The following is a 17,680-nucleotide window of genomic DNA, read 5'->3' on the forward strand; positions in this document are numbered from 1 at the left end:
CACTATTATTAGCGTTTAAGATGTTCTTTTAATTTGGGCTAGCTAGTTTTGAATATCAGCGGACTCGTGCTTTTTATAATAATCAAACATTGCTTTGGTATAATTAAAAACACTACCATACTCCTTAACAACAGCTTTTACAGTCGTATCGGCTTTAAGTTCTCCGGCATGTAAATATAAAATCCGCTCACAAAAGCGTTCAATTTCTTCCATATTATGGGATACCAATAACATGGCGCGGTTATTGGCAATAATATTGGTTTCTAAAAAAGTAAAAATAATTTCTTTCACTTCAATATCTAGCCCAGATGAAACTTCATCTAAAATAACTAAATCTGGTTGGTGAATTACTGCTAATAAAATATTTAAGCGTTGTTGTTGACCACCTGATAAACTATTAATGTTTTTTTTCGCTAAATTAGTTAATTGATAAGTTGCTAGTAAATTCAGTAGTTCATCCTTGTGGTATTTAATCTTAAAAGTATCACAATAATAACGAACCATATCCATCACGGTAATTCCCATTGGGTATTTAGAATCTTGGAACTGAATACCAATTCGTAAATTTGGGCTTTTAATTATTTCCCCACGTGTTGGAGTGCGGATTCCCGCAATAATTTCACTCAGGGTTGATTTTCCACTCCCATTGGCCCCAATAATTCCAATTCGTTCTCCAGCATGGATTACAAAAGAAAGATCTTTAATGGCGGCCTTGGCTTGGTATTTCTTTGTTAAATTATGAACTTTGACAATTTCTGCTGACATTAACACTCAATTCTCCTTGTTTATTCCTTGTAATAAGTATACCTATTTTTTAACTTCTTGAAAACTGAAAAGTTTAAAAAGGAAACTCTTTGCAAAAATGGTAATAAATAAATGGAGCAAAAGAAAAACCCAAGATTAATCTTAGGTATTAATTAGTTTTTAACAATTTTCTCTTCATAAGCTTCCACAATATCGCCTTCTTTAAGATCATTATAGTTTTTGATAGTTAAACCACAATCACTGCCTTCTTTTGCTTCTTTAATATCATCTTTTAAGTGCTTTAGCGAAGACAATTCACCTTGGTAAACAACAACACCATCTCTTAAAATCCGAACTTTTGATTTGCGGGGAATAACCCCATCAATAACATGACAACCGGCAATTGTCCCCACTGCTGAGTGTTTAAATAATTGACGAACTTCAGCTTGTCCGGTTACTACTTCTTCAATTACTGGGTCAAGCATTCCTTTGGCCGCCGCTTCAATATCTTCGGTAACTTTATAAATAACATTGTATAAGCGAATTTCAACCCCATCTTCATCAGCTTTTTTTCGCACTTGGGCAGTTGGCCGTACATTGAAACCAATAATTAAGGCCTGACTAGCTAGCCCCAAGGTTACATCACTATTGGAAATCCCCCCCACTGTTGCACGAATAATATTAACTTTAACCCCGGGAATTTTAATCTTTTGTAAACTTGCTTGCAAAGCTTCAACTGTTCCCTGGGTGTCAGCTTTTAAAATTAAATTAATTTGTTTTAACTGTCCATCTTTAATTTGATCGGATAGCGCTTCTAATGAAAAGGCTTGTGATTTATGTCGTTTTTTAATAATATCCTTAGTTTTTCGTTTTAAGGCAACTTCCCGTGCTAATTTTTCATCCCGGAACACCATAAATTTATCACCGGCATTAGGAACTTCATTTAATCCATGCATAATAACTGGGGTTGAGGGACCAGCCTGCTTAATTTTTTTGCCGGTTTCATCAGTTAAATCACGAACATAACCAAAAGTATAACCCGCTACCAGGGCATCTTTTAGTTTTAATGTTCCTGACTGAACTAATAAAGTGGCAACGGGACCGACTCCCTTATCTAAATGCGATTCAATGACAGTTCCAATGGCAAACCGGTTTGGATTTGTTCTTAATTCATTTAATTCTGCAATTAATAAAATTGTTTCTAATAATTCATCAATTCCAACACGTGATTTCGCACTCCCTTTTACAAATGGTGTTTGGCCACCCCATTCTTCACTTGTTAAGTCTTCTTGGGATAATTGCATCATAACATTGTCAATATTGGCTTCCGGTTTATCCATTTTATTAACAAAAACAATAATTGGTACTTGGGCCGCTTTGGCATGGTCAATCGCCTCTTTAGTTTGGGGCATCACCCCATCATCAGCAGCGACAACTAAAACAACAATGTCAGTTACGGCACTACCACGCGCACGCATTTGGGTAAAGGCTTCATGCCCTGGAGTATCAACAAAAGTAATTTTTTGATTTGATTTTGTTAAAATTTGATAGGCTCCAATATGTTGGGTAATTCCCCCATATTCACCACCAACAATATTTGAATTGCGGATTGTATCTAATAAGGTTGTTTTCCCATGGTCAACATGACCCATAATTGTAACAATTGGGGGACGTTGTTCTAACGTGTCAGGATTATCATTAACCTCAAAATTTTCTAATAAATTTTCATGTGTAACTGAACGCTCTTTTTTAAAATCTAATCCAAATTCTAAACTTAACTCTCCCAATTGCTCTTCAGTTAAAATAGTATTTTGGTTTAACATAATTCCTTTCATAAAGAAATATTTAATCACTTCGCTGACTGGTTTATTGATTTTATTAGCAAATTCGGCAATTGAAATTGCTTCGGAATAAACAAAAACCCCTTTTTCGACATGTGCTTCCACTGTTTTTAATTGCGATTGAATTCGATTTCTTTGGTTTTTAGCCAATGTTTTTTTCATTGGTTTATTTTTACGATTTTCCATACAGCATCCTCCTTTTCTTTCTTAATTAGTCAATAACTCAATAATTCTTGTTGCTAATTGTTGATCAGATATCCCAATTGCTTTACAATTTTGTTTTCCAATGGCGGTTGATAATGTTTCAGTATCTAAACGGTTAAAATACGGAATTTTATAATAATAACATTTCTGATTAAACATTTTTTCTTGGCTAGTTCCGATTTGCACTGTGGTGATGACCAGAAAAACTTTTTGGGCCTTAATGGCGGTTATTAACAATTGCCCAGTGATTATTTTGCGGGCTTTTTGACTGAGCCCAAGCAAACTATAAATTTGGCTTTCCACTTAATCTCATCCTTCAATAATTTCTTTTTTTAGTTCTTCATAAAACTCATCGGATAGTTTTAAATGCAAAGCACGTTCCAGAGCACGATTTTTTTTGGCCTGTTCTCAAATAGCTAATGTGGGGCGAAGATATGCTCCTCTTCCATTTAATTTGCCCGTGGGATCAATTAAAACTTCATCATTTGTTGTTTTAACAACCCGAATTAGTTCTTTTTTCGGGAACATTTGGTTAGAAACAACACACTTGCGAAGGGGAATTTTCTTTTTAGTTTGCATTTTATTCACCTCATTTTATTTAACTATTTATCTGCGTAATAATCATCATATTCATCATAATTAATTTCTTCATCATCTTTATCAGGATTATTTTCCTCAAAGAAAGATAACGTATCTTCTATTGTAGCAATTTCTTTTTGTAATTCTTGTTGAATATCAACATCATTTTCTTCAACTAAACTTTCCACGTGGTAATTTTCTTCATTATCTAAATAACCATTGTTATCTTCAACTAAGTGTTCCTCAATAATTTCAAAAGTTTCAACTTCTGGTAATTCTGGAGGGGCGACACGTTGTTTTTCTTCAAATTTAGTTTGTTTTTCTTTAACCTTATCTTTTAACTTAATTTTTAACTCCGCTAATTCTTCTTCATTAATATTCCCATTTCATAAAATATTAGTTTTATTAGCCAAGGCTTCTGAATAGTTAATAATATTTAATTTTCATTTTGTTAATTTAGCAACTAATTTGGCAGCGCTCCCACCCTTCCCAATTGCTAATGATAATTGTTCATCAGGAACCACAACATCCGCTTCCTTATTTTTATCATTAGTTACAATTGAAATTACTTTAACTGGTGATAATGAGTTAATAATAAATTCTTTATTATTTGGACTATAAATACAAATATCAATTTTTTCATCATTTAACTCTTCAGTCACCTTATTAATACGGCTTCCTTTTGTTCCGACACAAGCCCCAATCGGATCAATGTTTTCATTGTGACTAAAAACAGCAATCTTACTACGACGGCCCGGATCTCGAGCAATGGCTTTAATTTCAATAACTTTTTCAAAGATTTCTGGGACTTCTCGTTCCATTAATTTTGCTAAAAAATCATTGCTTGTTCGAGACGCAGTAATTTGACCAGCATTTTTTGATTTATTAACATCTTCCGCTAAAAACAAAATTTGATCACCAACATCATAATGGTCAGAAAAAATTAAATTTTTACGCGGCATATAAGCAAATGTTCGGTCAACTTCAATTAATAAATAGCGTTCTTCAGCAGCAATCACAACCCCGCTCATTAAGTTTCCCTTTTCATTAATATATTCATCAAAAATTGAATCTTTTTCTGCTTCTTTAATTTGTTGTTTAATAATTTGTCCAACTTGAATAATTGCTAACCGTGAGAATTCTTCAGAATTAATTGGTTCATAAACAGTATCACCAATTGTAACATTTTCACCATATTCTTTTTTTGCTTCATTAAGACCAATTTCTAATAAATCATCTTCAACTTTTTTAACAACTTTTAATTCTTTTTGAACAGTAATTTGTCCGGTTTGGTTATCAATATTAACAATAATTGTTGCTTCGGGATCAAAATGCTTTTCATAAGCTTTTTTGATTCCTTCTTTAATTGATTCTAAAATTATTGTTCGGTTAATTTGTTTTTCTTTTACAATTTCATCAATTGTACTTAGTAACTTTGCTCTATCAATCATGGTTATAAAATTTCCTTTCTTAAAATTTAACTGCACATCTAGCAAAATTTATATTTTGATAATTTGTTTCTAATTGTTTTTTAACACCTTTAATAAAATATTGGAAGGTGATATTTTGAGTGTTGTTGTCAACTGCTTGTAAGGTTCCGGTAATTTCAGTTAAACCATTTACTGGTTGTTTTAGTTCCAGATAAAGGTACTGGTTAAGCTGACGGGCAAGTTCGGCAAAATTCCGGAGTGGTTTTTCAGCTCCTGGGGTTGAGATTTCCAATAAGTATTCTTCTAATATCAAATCAAGCTTATCAATTAGTGGGTTAATTCCTTCACTAATCTCAACTAAATAATCCAAATCAATTATTTTTCCATCTTTTCGCTCAATTAAAATTCGTAAAACATTACTATTAAATTCTTTTAAATATTCAATATCGAATAATTCTAAGTTTTGTTCTTCTAAATAAGATTTTAATTGTTCAATAATTGTCAATTTAATTTGTTCTCAATTTTTCATTAACACCCAACCTCATTTATAAATATATAATTTGATCCGCATTAAAGAAAGAGCACTATTGTGCTCTCTCCTTCAATGCATTCAATTACATTTAAATAATAATACAAAAAATTATAAATTACAAGTAAAAGTAGTAAAAAGTTTACTAATAATTAATAAAATTTAAATTTTTCTTTTAATAAAAAGAATCCTTTTCCCCTAATAACTTCCTCAGCAATTTATCCAGCCTTTGAATTTTATGATTATCTTTATTAACAACTAAACAATCCCTTTTGAGTAGCACTTATATTTTAATATTCAATATTTTGAATATTAAAATATAGCAAAATAAAAACTCTTTTAGTAAAAGAGCCTTATTAATTATTTATTTGTGGTTTACTTTTTTAGCAGCAATTAATAGCATCATTGGTCTTCGTAATTCATCTTCCATTCCTGAAACTGTTGCTAATAATTTACTATCTGGTTTTGGTTCAACAAGATTGGTAATTTCAAAGCCATGGTTAATCAATTCACTAATATATGTTGTTAATGTTCGATGATATTTAAAAACTTTTTCACCTAAAAAATTTGTTTCTCGAACACCTTCACTAAAATAATTGTCCACTGGTCAGTGTAAAATTTGACCTTGGTCATTATAAAATCAATTTTCTGAACCCTCGGCCGTAAAAACTGGGTGTTCAACAGAAAAAATAAACTCCCCATTTTTTGTTAAGTAATTATTTACTTTTGCACAAATATCAGAAAATGAATTTAAATAATGAAAAGTTAATGAACTTAACACCACATCAAAAGATTCTTGAGGAAATTCAATATCTTCAATTGGAGAGTTAATATATTTAATAATATTTGGATAGTTATTTTTCTTATTAGCTTCCGCTAACATTTTTTCCGAAATATCAACCCCAATCACACTTTTTGCCCCATGTTCAGCGGCGTATAAACAATGTCATCCAAAACCACAACCTAAATCTAAAACTGTTTTATCCTTAAAGTTGGGCATCATTTTTTCAAATTCATGTCATTCCCCAGCTCCAACTAATCCTAATTGTGATCGTTCCATCTCTTGATATTTATTAAAAAATTCAGGATTATCATATTTATTTTGTTTCATTTTTTCACCTCATAGTTATGTTCCTGTGATATTTTATCACTAAAATTAAAATATTATTGATCTAAAATGATTAAAATAATATTTTTAAAACAACTATCTTATCAAGTTTTGAATAATAAAATTATTATTCTTTTAAATAACTAAGAAAATTGCTGAGCAAACACTTGCACTAACGAGTGGGGTTAAACTTGGGACTAAGGAATATTTTCAATCAGCTGACGGTTTGTTCTTAATTGGTAAGCAAAAATAAACTAGCCGCGGTATTAAATCTCGCACAGGATTAATTGCATAACCAGTTGTTCCTCCTAATCCCAGACCAATCCCAAAAACTACTAACCCCATAAAAAATGGATTTATAATTGCTAAATTAGAATTACTAAAACGATTAATTGCTAATACACTTGCAACTAAAACAAATGTTCCAATAAATTCAGCAAAAATATTGAGAAATAAAGTTCGATTTTGGGGAGTAGTAGCGTGCATTGATAACACTAAATTATTAGGTTCTGTGTTGATTGTTTGATAAAGGTGTTTTCAATAAATAATATCAACAAAAATTTGACCAATAAGTGCCCCGAGAATTTGGCCAAGTAAGAGCGCAGGAACTAAAAATCATCCATGTAAATTAAACCATGTTTTTTGAATAATAAAAGACAACGTAATGGCTGGATTTAAATGGGCAACTCCATGTAGAGCAGTTGAAATCATTGCGCCTAGAAGAACTCCACATCCTCAGCCGGCGGCAATTGCCATATAACCGCCACCAGTACCTTTCGTATTTTTTAAAACCATATTAGCAACAGCACCATTACCAATCACAATTAAAATAGCGGTGCCAAATAATTCAAGAGCAAAATGCGTAAAAAATAATTGAACATCATTCATAGCTATTCCCTTCCCAACTAGTCTTGTCTACCCATAAATTGTACTATAAAGTATTGATAAAAAACCACTAAAAAATACTTACTTTATCAAAATTTTTAAAATAATTATTAAATATGAATAAAATATTTAAAAAGAGGAATTGAATTTTTCTAAAAATAAGTAATAATATAAATGGGTGAAAAACTATGTATCGAAAAATTACTAAAAATCTTTATTTAGGAGATTATATGTCAAGAAATAGTGATTCATTGATTGATATTAATGCTGCTGAAGAATTAGATCAAAGCAGTGAACTTAGCCAACAAAAACTATTTATGAATCCTATTAAAACTGAAGAAAATGTCCAATATTTTAGTTTTCCCTTTCCGGATTTTATCTTTACTGATCAAAAAATAAATATCCAACAAATTAAGGAAATTTTAAAACTCCTTGATTATTACATTAACCTTAAAGATGAAAATGTTTATTTGCACTGTGTTCAGGGAATTAATCGCAGTGCTAGTGTTGCTTTTATGTTTTGTGTCATCAATAATATTGTTGATAATAATAACTTTGAAACAGCATTTAATGCATTCAAAACAATTTATCCTGAAATTGAACCAACCCCCGGATGAGAATTATTTCTAAAAAAACATTTTCCATACAAAAATTTGGTAAGTTAATGATTAACTTACCAAATTTTTATTTTTTATTAAAATGTTTAATAAATCAACGGTTTTCGACTGGCAATAACCGTGGGGTCTGCCCATTTAATTCAACTTTTTCTAGTTCTTTATCAATTCGATAAATTCTGGCATCTAAATTATCTAAAAATGATAAAATCTCAGCTTCTAAAATATGGGGTTCAACTGGGGAACCATACTCTAGCCGCCCATGGCTAGCTAAAATCATATGTTCTAATAAAATAATATTATCATTATATAAATTATGTTTTTTAGCAATTGTATGTAACTCATTAGCCATAATTGAAATATGCCCTAATAACTTACCTTCTAATGAAAAGTCACTACTTGTCCCGGTGGTAATTTCAACTACTTTTCCTAAATCATGTAGAATAATTCCACAATATAATAAATCTAAATTAATTAAACGATCATGGTAAACATTCCCAACAGCCTTTGCCATTTGGAGCATTGTTAAACTATGCCATAGTAGTCCCGACTGAATTTCATGGTGATTACGAATTGCGGCTGGTCAAATTTTGAAACGTTCGCCATATTTTTCTAAAATTAACCGCATAATGTTTTGATAATCGCTATTGGCTAAATTATTTATTGTCTCTAAAATTTCATGGTACATAAGTTCTTTATCAAGAGGAGCAATGGGAATGAAATCTTCTAAGTTAACTGTTTCATTATCAACAACATCATAACTATTAATTTTTGCTTGTAAAACCTTACGGTATTCAATCACATTAATATTTACTTTATAAAAATTCCCTTTAACTCAATTTTCCAAATCATGGGGTTTAGCGTCTCATAATCGTGCTTCAATTGTTCCAGTTTTATCTTTTAGTAAAATTGTTAAATAAGTATTACCATTACTCGCCACAGCTTGTGAGACCTTATCCGCAATGGCAATTAAAGTAATATTATTAGCTTCTGTTGTTAAGTCTTTTATGTTCATATTTAAGTTGGTCCTTTCTAAAAAGAAAAAGTGGTGAAACATTATCACCCTTTTATTTTATAATAATAACCCTGGATTTGATAATAAATAAGCAACATAATGAATAAATTTGCTTGCCTCAGTAATATCGATCACTGATTCATCATAACCTAAAGTAATCATCATAATATCGCGGATTGCAATGTCATTCTTTTCAACAACTACTGGTTTTTTAAAAATTATTCCCATCCCAATGCTGGCAATTTGACTTTCCGGAATGGTAACTGTCCCGCGAGTAATTCCATATTCACCAAAGTTGACAATTGAAAAAGTTGAATCCTGGTATTCATTGCCACTAGTGTTTTCATTAACTGTTCGGTCAATTAAATCAGATAATTTAATAGCAATTTCTTTTACCGATTCATCAGTAATATTATGTAAAATCGGCATTTTCATCGTGTTGCTATTATCAACACTAACCGCAATGTTATAAAATCATTTAAAGACTACCGCATTGGTTTCACGATCGTAGCGAGCATTAAATAATGGGAATTTTTTTAACCCATCATGAACAGCTTTCACATAAAATGGCATTAAAGTTAAATCAATGTTTTGTTGTAAATATGGTTCTCGCATAATTGCTAATAAATTAACAAGTTCACTAACATCAACTTCCACATCAATAAAACCATGCGCAATGTTCCGTTTACTGTTCATAATTTGTTGTTGTTTATTAATAGATTCATCTGTTAATTTTACTGCATTAATTTGGGAATTTTCCTCTTCCCCATGAGGTGAAGTTGGTAACTCCGGAGCCACATTTTCAGTAACATCTGCTAAAATTTGATTCCCCTGATCAGAATCTGTATCGTCATTTAAATTAGCAGTTGATGTTATAACGTCATTATTGTCTTGGCTAATTTCAGCCTTGTTTGAACCTTCGGAATGATTAGTTGGGGATAAATCATCTGCCAACTCTTGGGGTTCAAAATTAACGGTTGGGTCTTGGGCAGCTAATTCTTCATCAAAATAGATTGTTTGGTCCACATGAAGATTTTCATCGGGAGAAGTATCACCAATAATTTCTTGTTCATTACTTTCCTTATTCAATTCATTTTGAATGATTTCGTAAACACGATGAATAGTTGTATCAGAAATTTGGTCGTTCAATGGATAGTTTTTTTCAACAGATGGTTCTGGTGCTAGGTTAGCAATATCAGTAATAATTTCTTGTTGGCTAACTTTATTATTAAGTTCATTTTCAACATTTGATAAACTATTTTTAACATTATCTAAATTAAACTCAAATGATTCTAATTCCGCGGCCAACTCTTCGTTATCAATAATATCAGTCAATAACTCAGAAGTTAAATCTTGACTTGGGACTGGGCGGTCAGAATTTTCAAATGTCATTTTTGTCATTTCATTTTGGTTTAAATTTTCATTGCTTAACTCAACTGTTGTTCCCCATTCATCCGCACTCTTATCACTAGCAACTTCACGAGACAATAATGTTTCAATTAATTCTTCCCGGAATAGCTCTGTTTCGGATTTTTTATTATCATTTTGTTGATATGGGTTATGTTCATTATTATAACGATTATTGGCACTAGGTTGATTATAACCTCCATAAGTTCCCTGGGCAGGTGCTGTTTCATTATTTGACACGTGGGAACTATCTGCGTCCTGGATTTCTAATAAAACATCGCCACTATTAATAACCTTATTTTCATACACTAAAATATTCTTAACAATTCCGGCGCTTGGTGCTTTAATTTCATAAATCTTGCTTTGCGTAACCACACTTGCTAATTTATCATTTGCCTTCACTTCTTGATCATTATTAACAAAAAGTTTATCAATAATCCCTTTACGATTATCATCTGCTTCAAATATAATTTTTCCCATCTTGAAAAAATCCTTCCTACTATACGCATCAATCATAACATATTTTACATTTGATTTAAACTAACCTAAAAATATTAAATAAGAATTTTATTTAAAATAAAATTCTTATTTTTAAACCTAACTTAAATAATTAGCTTCTAGATCTTTAAACATGGCTTCCATTTTTGCTTTAGCCTTTGGTGTTGAGTTATCAACACAAACAAAATAGAATTTAATTTTAGGCTCGGTTCCACTTGCTCGTACTGCAAACCAACTACCATCTTCAAAATAAAATTTTAATAAATCTTGGCCGGGCATATTATACAAACCATTTAAGTAGTCTTCTTTATTAACACATTTAATGTTATTTAATTGTTTAATTTCTTCATTTCGCAATGTTTTTAACATATTTTTTATAATCTGTTTACCCTCAACACCTTTTTTAACTAAGTTTACAGTGTAGCAATAATAGTAACCAAATTGTTGGTAAATATCATTTAAAACGTCATAAAGACTTTTCCCTTGTTGGTGATAGTATCAACAAGCTTCGGCAATAACCATTGATGATTGAATCCCATCTTTATCACGGGTAATATCTTTTAAAACATAACCATATGCCTCTTCAAATCCAAATAAGAATTTTAAATTGCGTTCAGGTTCTAAGCGCATTTGAGCACCAATTCATTTAAATCCGGTTAATGTTTTAATAACTTTAACTCCATAACTTTCTGCCACCTTATCGGATAAATTACCAGTTACAAAAGTATTGTACATTACCCCATTGGATGGTAAGGTATTATTTTTTTTGTAGTGTGAAAATAGATATTCAATAAGAACCGGGGCAGTTTCATTTCCTGTCATTAAATAGTAATCATTAGTTGCTGTTTTCACTGCAATTCCAAGACGGTCAGCATCCGGGTCATTTAAAATAATAATATCCGCATCATGTTTTTTCGCATATTTAATTGCTAAATCATAACATTCTGGCAATTCAGGATTTGGATTAGGCGCATAAGTAAAATCAGGGTCATTTGGATATTGTTCTTCAACAATAATAACTTCATACCCACATTCACGTAAAATTTTTGGGGTCCAATCTTTACTTGTTCCGTGCAAATTAGAAAAAACAATTTTAATGTTTCGTGGTTGGTTTGGATAAAATTGCATTGCTTTTACATCGTCAATATAATTTTGTTCAATTTGGTGCGGAACATATGCAATTAAATTAGGATCTGGGTTTAATGCTAAATCAAAAACCTCATTTTTAATATTTAAATAGTATTCCCCAATCACATCAGTTGCAACAGGTAAAAATTGACAACCAAATTCATCATAAATTTTATAACCATTGTATTCACGAGAATTATGACTAGCAGTAATAATAATTCCAGCTAAGGCCTTAATTTTACGAATTGAATAGGAAACCACTGGGGTTGGGCGTAATTCATTTTTATCAAATAAAATCGCTTTAATATTATTAGTTGCTAAAATATTAGCAACTTCTTGGGCAAACTCAGTTGAAAAATGGCGATTGTCATGGCCAATTACCACTCCTTTTGTTTTTAAATCAATTGATGAATGTTGTGTTTGTAAAAATTGCATAAATGCTAAAGTCGCACGACGAATTGTATAAAGGTTCATTCTACCAGTTCCGGCCCCAATAATTCCACGTAATCCAGCGGTTCCAAATTCAAGATCATTCGCAAAAGCTTCTTGTAGTTCAGTTTCATTCATTTTTTCAAATTCTGCTTTTAATTTAGAATCTAAATTATGAGCATTTTTTCATAAGTTTAAATTATCTTGGTAAGACATTTCTTCCACTCCTTAATTTTTCGATAACAACACTCCTATTTTATACCATTCTCGAAATTGAGTAAATAATAAGCAATAAAATATTAAGAAATTACCAAAATAAAAATGCTTATTAAAAGCACTTAGAAATAATTATTTTAAACTGGTTTGTCAAAATCATAAGTACGTCCTTCAATAATATAAATTAACGATTCCGCAATATTAATAACATGGTCTCCAGCTCTTTCAATATATTTTAATTGTTGCATTGTTGAAGTAATTAATTTAATTTCATCTTTAGTTTTTGCTTCTCTAATTTTTTCAATTAATTCATCATTTTCAGAACGATAAATTTTGTCCAAATCAACATCATATTTCGGCATATTATAAGCTAATGAAATTTTTTCTTCTTCAAAAATTTTTGATATTTCAGTTAACATTTCAATTACTTTTTCAAGCAATTTTTGCAAATAACCAACTAATTTATTGGATGGTTTGTATTTTAAATAATAGCGACAAATATTTTTGGCATAGTCAGCAATTCGTTCAACATCATGGACAATAGAAATAAAACCAACAGCACGGCGCAAATCACCCGCTACCATTTGTTGTTTAGCAATTTTTCAAAGCGAAACTTCAACAAAAGCTTCTTGCATTTTATTAATTGACTGGTCATTTTCAATTACTTGCTTTGCCATTTCTGGATCATCATTTTTTAGACATTGAAACATATCATCATACTGATTACGGGTCATTGAAATCATGTCAATCACCATTTGTTTTGTTTGGGCTAAATCGTTTTCAATTCTTACTCCCATAAAGACTACCTCCTTCTATTCAAATCTACCAGTAATATAATTTTCAGTTCGTTTATCTTTTGGATGCGAAAAAATAATTTTTGATTTATTATACTCTATTAATTCTCCTTTTAAGAAAAATGCCGTATAATCAGCAACCCGCGCTGCTTGTTGCATCTGGTGCGTAACTAAAATAATTGTGAAATCTTTTTTTAATTCTTGGATTAATTCCTCAATTTTTGAAGTGGAAATTGGATCAAGTGCGCTTGTTGGTTCATCCATTAATAAAATTTTTGGTTTCATAGCGATTGCTCTCGCAATACTTAACCGTTGTTGTTGTCCCCCGGATAAGGCTAACGCCGAATCTTTTAAATTATCTTTAACTTCATCTCACAACGCAGCCTTTTTTAAACTATCAACAACTAAACTATTTAGGATTTTTTTATCTTTAATGCCCTGACTGCGGGGTCCATAAGCCACATTATCATAAATTGACATTGGAAAAGGTGCTGGTTTTTGAAACACCATTCCAATATCTGTTCTTAATTTAACAATATCTGTTTCGGGTCCGTAAATGTTTTTTCCATTTACTAAAATTTGACCTTTAAAAACAGTTTTTGGAATTAAATCATTCATCCGGTTAAACAAACGTAATAAAGTTGATTTACCACATCCCGATGGACCAATTAAAGCCGTTACCGCATGCTCTTTAATGTTCATCGAAATGTTATATAATGCTTGTTTATTTGTTTTATAAAAGAAATCAACATTAACAACTTGGATTAAATCAGGATTACTATCTGATGAATCAAAGGTTGGTTTATTAATAATAATATTTGGATCCATAATTTATTCCCCCCGATCTTGGTCTTTTTTATTTTTTCTTCTGCTAAATTTAGCGGTGATTTTTTTTCAATAATAATTTAAATTATCAATCTTTTTCAAACAATATTCTTTATAATTAAAGTTTTTAATCAATTTAATTCGTAGTTTCCATTTTTCTTTCAAGGGAATTCGATGATAACCTGGCGCAAATTTTTTAGAAATTAAACTAGCACAGCCATTAATAATTAAGATTAATACCATAATAACAAAGGCTAGTTCATACATTACCCGCATTGCATCAGCGGTTGCTCCTTCTTTTCATAACATTAAAATTTCGGTTGTCATACTAGCTCCTGGTGACATAAATCCGGCAATTGGTAAGCGTACTGCTGTTCCTAATGTTAAATAAACTGGGGCCGATTCACCAATAATTCTTCCCATTGCTAAAATAATCGCGGTCATAATTCCTGGTAGCGCATTCGGAATAACAACTTTAACGGTTGTCGCTGTTTTAGAAGCTCCTAATGCTAAGGACGCTTGGCGAAGAGCATTATCAACTCCGGATAGTGAATCTTCAATACTCCTAATCATAATTGGAAGAATTACAATTGTTAAGGTTAAGCCGGCTGCTAAAATTGACAAGGGTAAATGACAAACCCCAATAAAGAATGCTAACCCAAAGGTTCCGTAAATAATACTTGGCGTTGATGCTAAAACATCAATTGCAAACCGGACTGCTTTTGTTAAAAAACTTGTGGGTTGGGCATATTCATTTAGATAGATTGCCACAAACATACTCAAGGGAATTGCAAAAATCATTGAACAAATAACTAACAACAATGTTACCAGAAATGTTGCTAAAATTCCGGCCCCTTCATTATAAGTTGATGTCGAAATTAAATCATGTCAGACCATTCCAAAGAGTCCCTTTACAATAATACTAATAATAATTGTTAAAGTAAAGGCAACCACAATAACAGTTGATGAGATCATAAAGAATATTCCAATTCCATCACCAACTTTTGACCACCGACGTTTTTTTTCAATTTTTTCATAAAAGATACCATTAATTTTTTCCGGACTGTACGCTTTACTTAAGACTAGTGGTTTGCCTGGTCGTTTTGTGTGACGAGTCATTTTACGTTTGCGTGATGCTTGCGAAGATACAACAATAATGTTAATTACACAAACAATCATAAATAAAATTAACCCAATCGCATATAAAGCAGATTCATGCATTGGTCCGGAGTTTTCTAACATTTCTAATCCAATTGTAGAAGCTAAGGTAGCAATTGAAGAAAAAATAAAGTTTAAGAAGCCACTATTTAATTTTAACCCATCAGGGGCATTTCCACAAATCATCATCACGGCCATTGTTTCCCCAATAATACGGGCCATTCCCATCATTACGGCTGTAATAATTTTGAAATATGCCGAGCGAAAAACAATTCGATAAGTAGTATTTGTTTTACTTAACCCTAATGCTAAAGAACCAAAACGATAAGCCTCCGGAACATTATCAATAGCATTGATACTCAATGAAATCATGATTGGTAAACTCATAAAAGCTAGCGTAATTGAAGTAACTAATAAATTAGCTTCGGCAGGAGCTCCTAATAGCATAAATAATGGCCCTAAGATTGATAAAGCAAATAGTCCAAACACAACTGATGGTATTCCAGCTAATAACTGGACAATTCCAATTACACGACGTTTCCATTTTGGGGATAAATATTCACAAATAAATAGGGAAGAAAAAATGGTTAATGGAATTGCAATTGCTAAAGAAAATAATAAAACAAAGAAGGTTGAGATAATAATTTTTCAAATTCCAAAGTCATTATTATTTGCAATTCATGAGCCACCACTTAAAAATCCTCAAAAACCACCAGCATAATTTTGAAAGAAATAAACTGATTTATAAATAATGAACCCCACTAAAACTAATAAAATAATAACTGTTAAAATTCCAAAAAAGTAAATTAACAATTTTGAACCAAAATCAGTTAATTGCTTGCGACCTTTAAAGTTATTTAAAAACTTATATTTTAAGTCACTCAATCAAGTTTTAAAATTCCTTTTATTTGCTACTTCGTTATTTTTCATTAGTTACTTACCTCATCTGTTCCCTTATAAACTGGATAATTATGATCATAATGGGGATTTTGACGAATAATATAATCCCAAATACTTAAATATTTTTTGTTCATTCCTCAACCGGGAAGTGTTCCATTCCCATTAATTGCAAAGTTAGTATTATTATTATACTTTAAAAAGTAAATATCATCATGGGTTAAGGGTTGGTCCCCTTCATGGATATACCAGTAGGCAGCAGCATTTGGTGTTAGCGGGATGCCACGTTTTTTAAAATCATCATATGGTTTGGGATCTAGCATTCAAGCAATAAATTCTAGCGCTTTGTTAAAATGTTTTCCGTCCGTATTGACTATTCCGGTGAAGGGGCGGACCAATGAGTAATCCGGATTAAAATCATATGTTTTGGTACTATCTTCATAGACATATGGTAGTTCTGATTTGGGATCACTCACTCCCGTAACACTAGCAACTGCTTGGATTCCTAATTCCGGATCACTTGCCACTCGTTCAATAAAAGAAAATGATAAATAACCAATTGAACCCGGCGTTGTTGCTAAGGTTTGGTACATCGCTCCGTTAGAAGAAGCAACTTGGTCAGTACTATAACTTTTTGTTTTAATAACACTACTTTCAAAGAAATCTCGTGTTCCACTTCCAGCTTCTCTAGTTAATGTATAAAAGCCACTATTCCCACCGGCTGGTGAACAAACTAACTGATCTTTAAAAGCTGCTCCTCAGGTAATATTATGGTCATAAATTTTTTGAATTAACTTGGTTCCATCTCCACCAAAAAATGCCGAAAAATTAAGCGGGATTGGTTTATTTGTTAGGGGATCTGTTTTTAAACTACACCCATTTGGCAAATGATAGGTTAGCAAAATGTAATCTCGCGCAAATACAAAACGTAAAACATGCTTATTATTTCATAAATTCTGGGCGTTCGCTCCGTTATCACCCGCTTTTGGTGTTGAATTAACATCCTTTGATAAAAACCCAAAAGCGTAACTTCCATTTTGGACCCCTACCAAGGCAGCCGCACTTCCTAGGGCATTATAAACAATATCCTCACCACGATTTTTTTTATATTGTTCTGTAATATCATTCATAATAGGAGTCACTGAGGTACTTCCACCCGCCACAATAACATTACTTGCTGTTGATACAGTTCAAATTACAATCGCAACAACTAGAATTAAAATAAAAACAATAATTGTCATCATTCGATGGTTAGTAATTTCTTCCCATAGTTTTTTTCATATTTCACACTTTTTGGTACTTTTATCGTGCGCGCCTTTTTTTGACATCCCGTCTATTAGTCTCCTTATATCCGATGGTCTCAATACAATATAAATGTT

16 protein-coding genes are annotated in these 17,680 nt (G+C 31.5%); 1 reads left to right on the forward strand and 15 read right to left on the reverse strand.

Going from position 1 to position 17,680, the window contains the following annotated elements; all coding sequences use genetic code 4:
- Nucleotides 1-42 precede the first annotated feature (42 nt).
- From SERIO_RS05095 to SERIO_RS05130, 8 genes are all read right to left on the reverse strand, one after another.
- Entirely contained in the window at nucleotides 43-765 is a 723-nt protein-coding gene (locus tag SERIO_RS05095; RefSeq protein ID WP_047791764.1) for an ABC transporter ATP-binding protein, read from the reverse strand.
- 152 nt (nucleotides 766-917) lie between these two features.
- A complete protein-coding gene (infB, locus tag SERIO_RS05100; protein ID WP_047791765.1) occupies nucleotides 918-2,771 on the reverse strand; it encodes a translation initiation factor IF-2 in 1,854 nt (617 codons plus the stop codon).
- Between the two features lie 21 nt (nucleotides 2,772-2,792).
- Complete coding sequence (locus SERIO_RS05105) at nucleotides 2,793-3,092, reverse strand: L7Ae/L30e/S12e/Gadd45 family ribosomal protein (RefSeq protein WP_047791766.1); 300 nt, start codon at nucleotides 3,090-3,092, stop codon at nucleotides 2,793-2,795.
- Nucleotides 3,093-3,368, reverse strand: a complete 276-nt coding sequence (rnpM, locus tag SERIO_RS05110; protein WP_047791767.1) for an RNase P modulator RnpM — start codon at nucleotides 3,366-3,368, stop codon at nucleotides 3,093-3,095.
- Nucleotides 3,369-3,391: 23 nt separating this feature from the next.
- Nucleotides 3,392-4,819, reverse strand: a complete 1,428-nt coding sequence (gene nusA / locus SERIO_RS05115) for a transcription termination factor NusA (protein WP_047791768.1) — start codon at nucleotides 4,817-4,819, stop codon at nucleotides 3,392-3,394.
- 19 nt (nucleotides 4,820-4,838) lie between these two features.
- Complete coding sequence (gene rimP, locus SERIO_RS05120) at nucleotides 4,839-5,327, reverse strand: ribosome maturation factor RimP (RefSeq protein ID WP_047791769.1); 489 nt, start codon at nucleotides 5,325-5,327, stop codon at nucleotides 4,839-4,841.
- 364 nt (nucleotides 5,328-5,691) lie between these two features.
- Nucleotides 5,692-6,438 (reverse strand): class I SAM-dependent methyltransferase, encoded by a 747-nt coding sequence (locus SERIO_RS05125; RefSeq protein ID WP_047791770.1) that lies wholly within the window; start codon nucleotides 6,436-6,438, stop codon nucleotides 5,692-5,694.
- 132 nt (nucleotides 6,439-6,570) lie between these two features.
- Complete coding sequence (locus tag SERIO_RS05130) at nucleotides 6,571-7,323, reverse strand: MIP/aquaporin family protein (protein WP_047791771.1); 753 nt, start codon at nucleotides 7,321-7,323, stop codon at nucleotides 6,571-6,573.
- 227 nt (nucleotides 7,324-7,550) lie between these two features.
- Between SERIO_RS05130 and SERIO_RS06325 the strand changes: the two genes are divergently transcribed.
- Entirely contained in the window at nucleotides 7,551-7,985 is a 435-nt protein-coding gene (locus SERIO_RS06325) for a protein-tyrosine phosphatase family protein (protein WP_158500497.1), read from the forward strand.
- A 19-nt stretch (nucleotides 7,986-8,004) separates the two neighbouring features.
- On the opposite strand, the gene SERIO_RS05140 is transcribed toward SERIO_RS06325, so the two are convergent.
- The 7 genes from SERIO_RS05140 to ptsS all read right to left on the reverse strand — a co-directional run bounded on the left by SERIO_RS05140 (nucleotide 8,005) and on the right by ptsS (nucleotide 17,629).
- A complete protein-coding gene (locus tag SERIO_RS05140; protein WP_047791772.1) occupies nucleotides 8,005-8,949 on the reverse strand; it encodes a 3'-5' exoribonuclease YhaM family protein in 945 nt (314 codons plus the stop codon).
- 57 nt (nucleotides 8,950-9,006) lie between these two features.
- Entirely contained in the window at nucleotides 9,007-10,836 is a 1,830-nt protein-coding gene (locus tag SERIO_RS05145; RefSeq protein ID WP_047791773.1) for a 2-oxo acid dehydrogenase subunit E2, read from the reverse strand.
- 117 nt (nucleotides 10,837-10,953) lie between these two features.
- Entirely contained in the window at nucleotides 10,954-12,627 is a 1,674-nt protein-coding gene (locus SERIO_RS05150; RefSeq protein ID WP_047791774.1) for a phospho-sugar mutase, read from the reverse strand.
- A 137-nt stretch (nucleotides 12,628-12,764) separates the two neighbouring features.
- Nucleotides 12,765-13,424 (reverse strand): phosphate signaling complex protein PhoU, encoded by a 660-nt coding sequence (gene phoU / locus SERIO_RS05155; protein WP_047791775.1) that lies wholly within the window; start codon nucleotides 13,422-13,424, stop codon nucleotides 12,765-12,767.
- A gap of 15 nt (nucleotides 13,425-13,439) precedes the next feature.
- A complete protein-coding gene (gene pstB, locus SERIO_RS05160) occupies nucleotides 13,440-14,249 on the reverse strand; it encodes a phosphate ABC transporter ATP-binding protein PstB (RefSeq protein ID WP_047791776.1) in 810 nt (269 codons plus the stop codon).
- A gap of 3 nt (nucleotides 14,250-14,252) precedes the next feature.
- Entirely contained in the window at nucleotides 14,253-16,334 is a 2,082-nt protein-coding gene (gene pstA / locus SERIO_RS05165; protein WP_047791777.1) for a phosphate ABC transporter permease PstA, read from the reverse strand.
- Nucleotides 16,334-17,629, reverse strand: a complete 1,296-nt coding sequence (gene ptsS, locus SERIO_RS05170) for a phosphate ABC transporter substrate-binding protein (protein WP_047791778.1) — start codon at nucleotides 17,627-17,629, stop codon at nucleotides 16,334-16,336. Before ptsS ends, pstA begins: the two co-directional genes overlap by 1 nt.
- Nucleotides 17,630-17,680: the final 51 nt, after the last annotated feature.

It is taken from the genome of Spiroplasma eriocheiris, assembly GCF_001029265.1.
GTDB lineage: Bacteria > Bacillota_I > Bacilli_A > Mycoplasmatales > Mycoplasmataceae > Spiroplasma > Spiroplasma eriocheiris.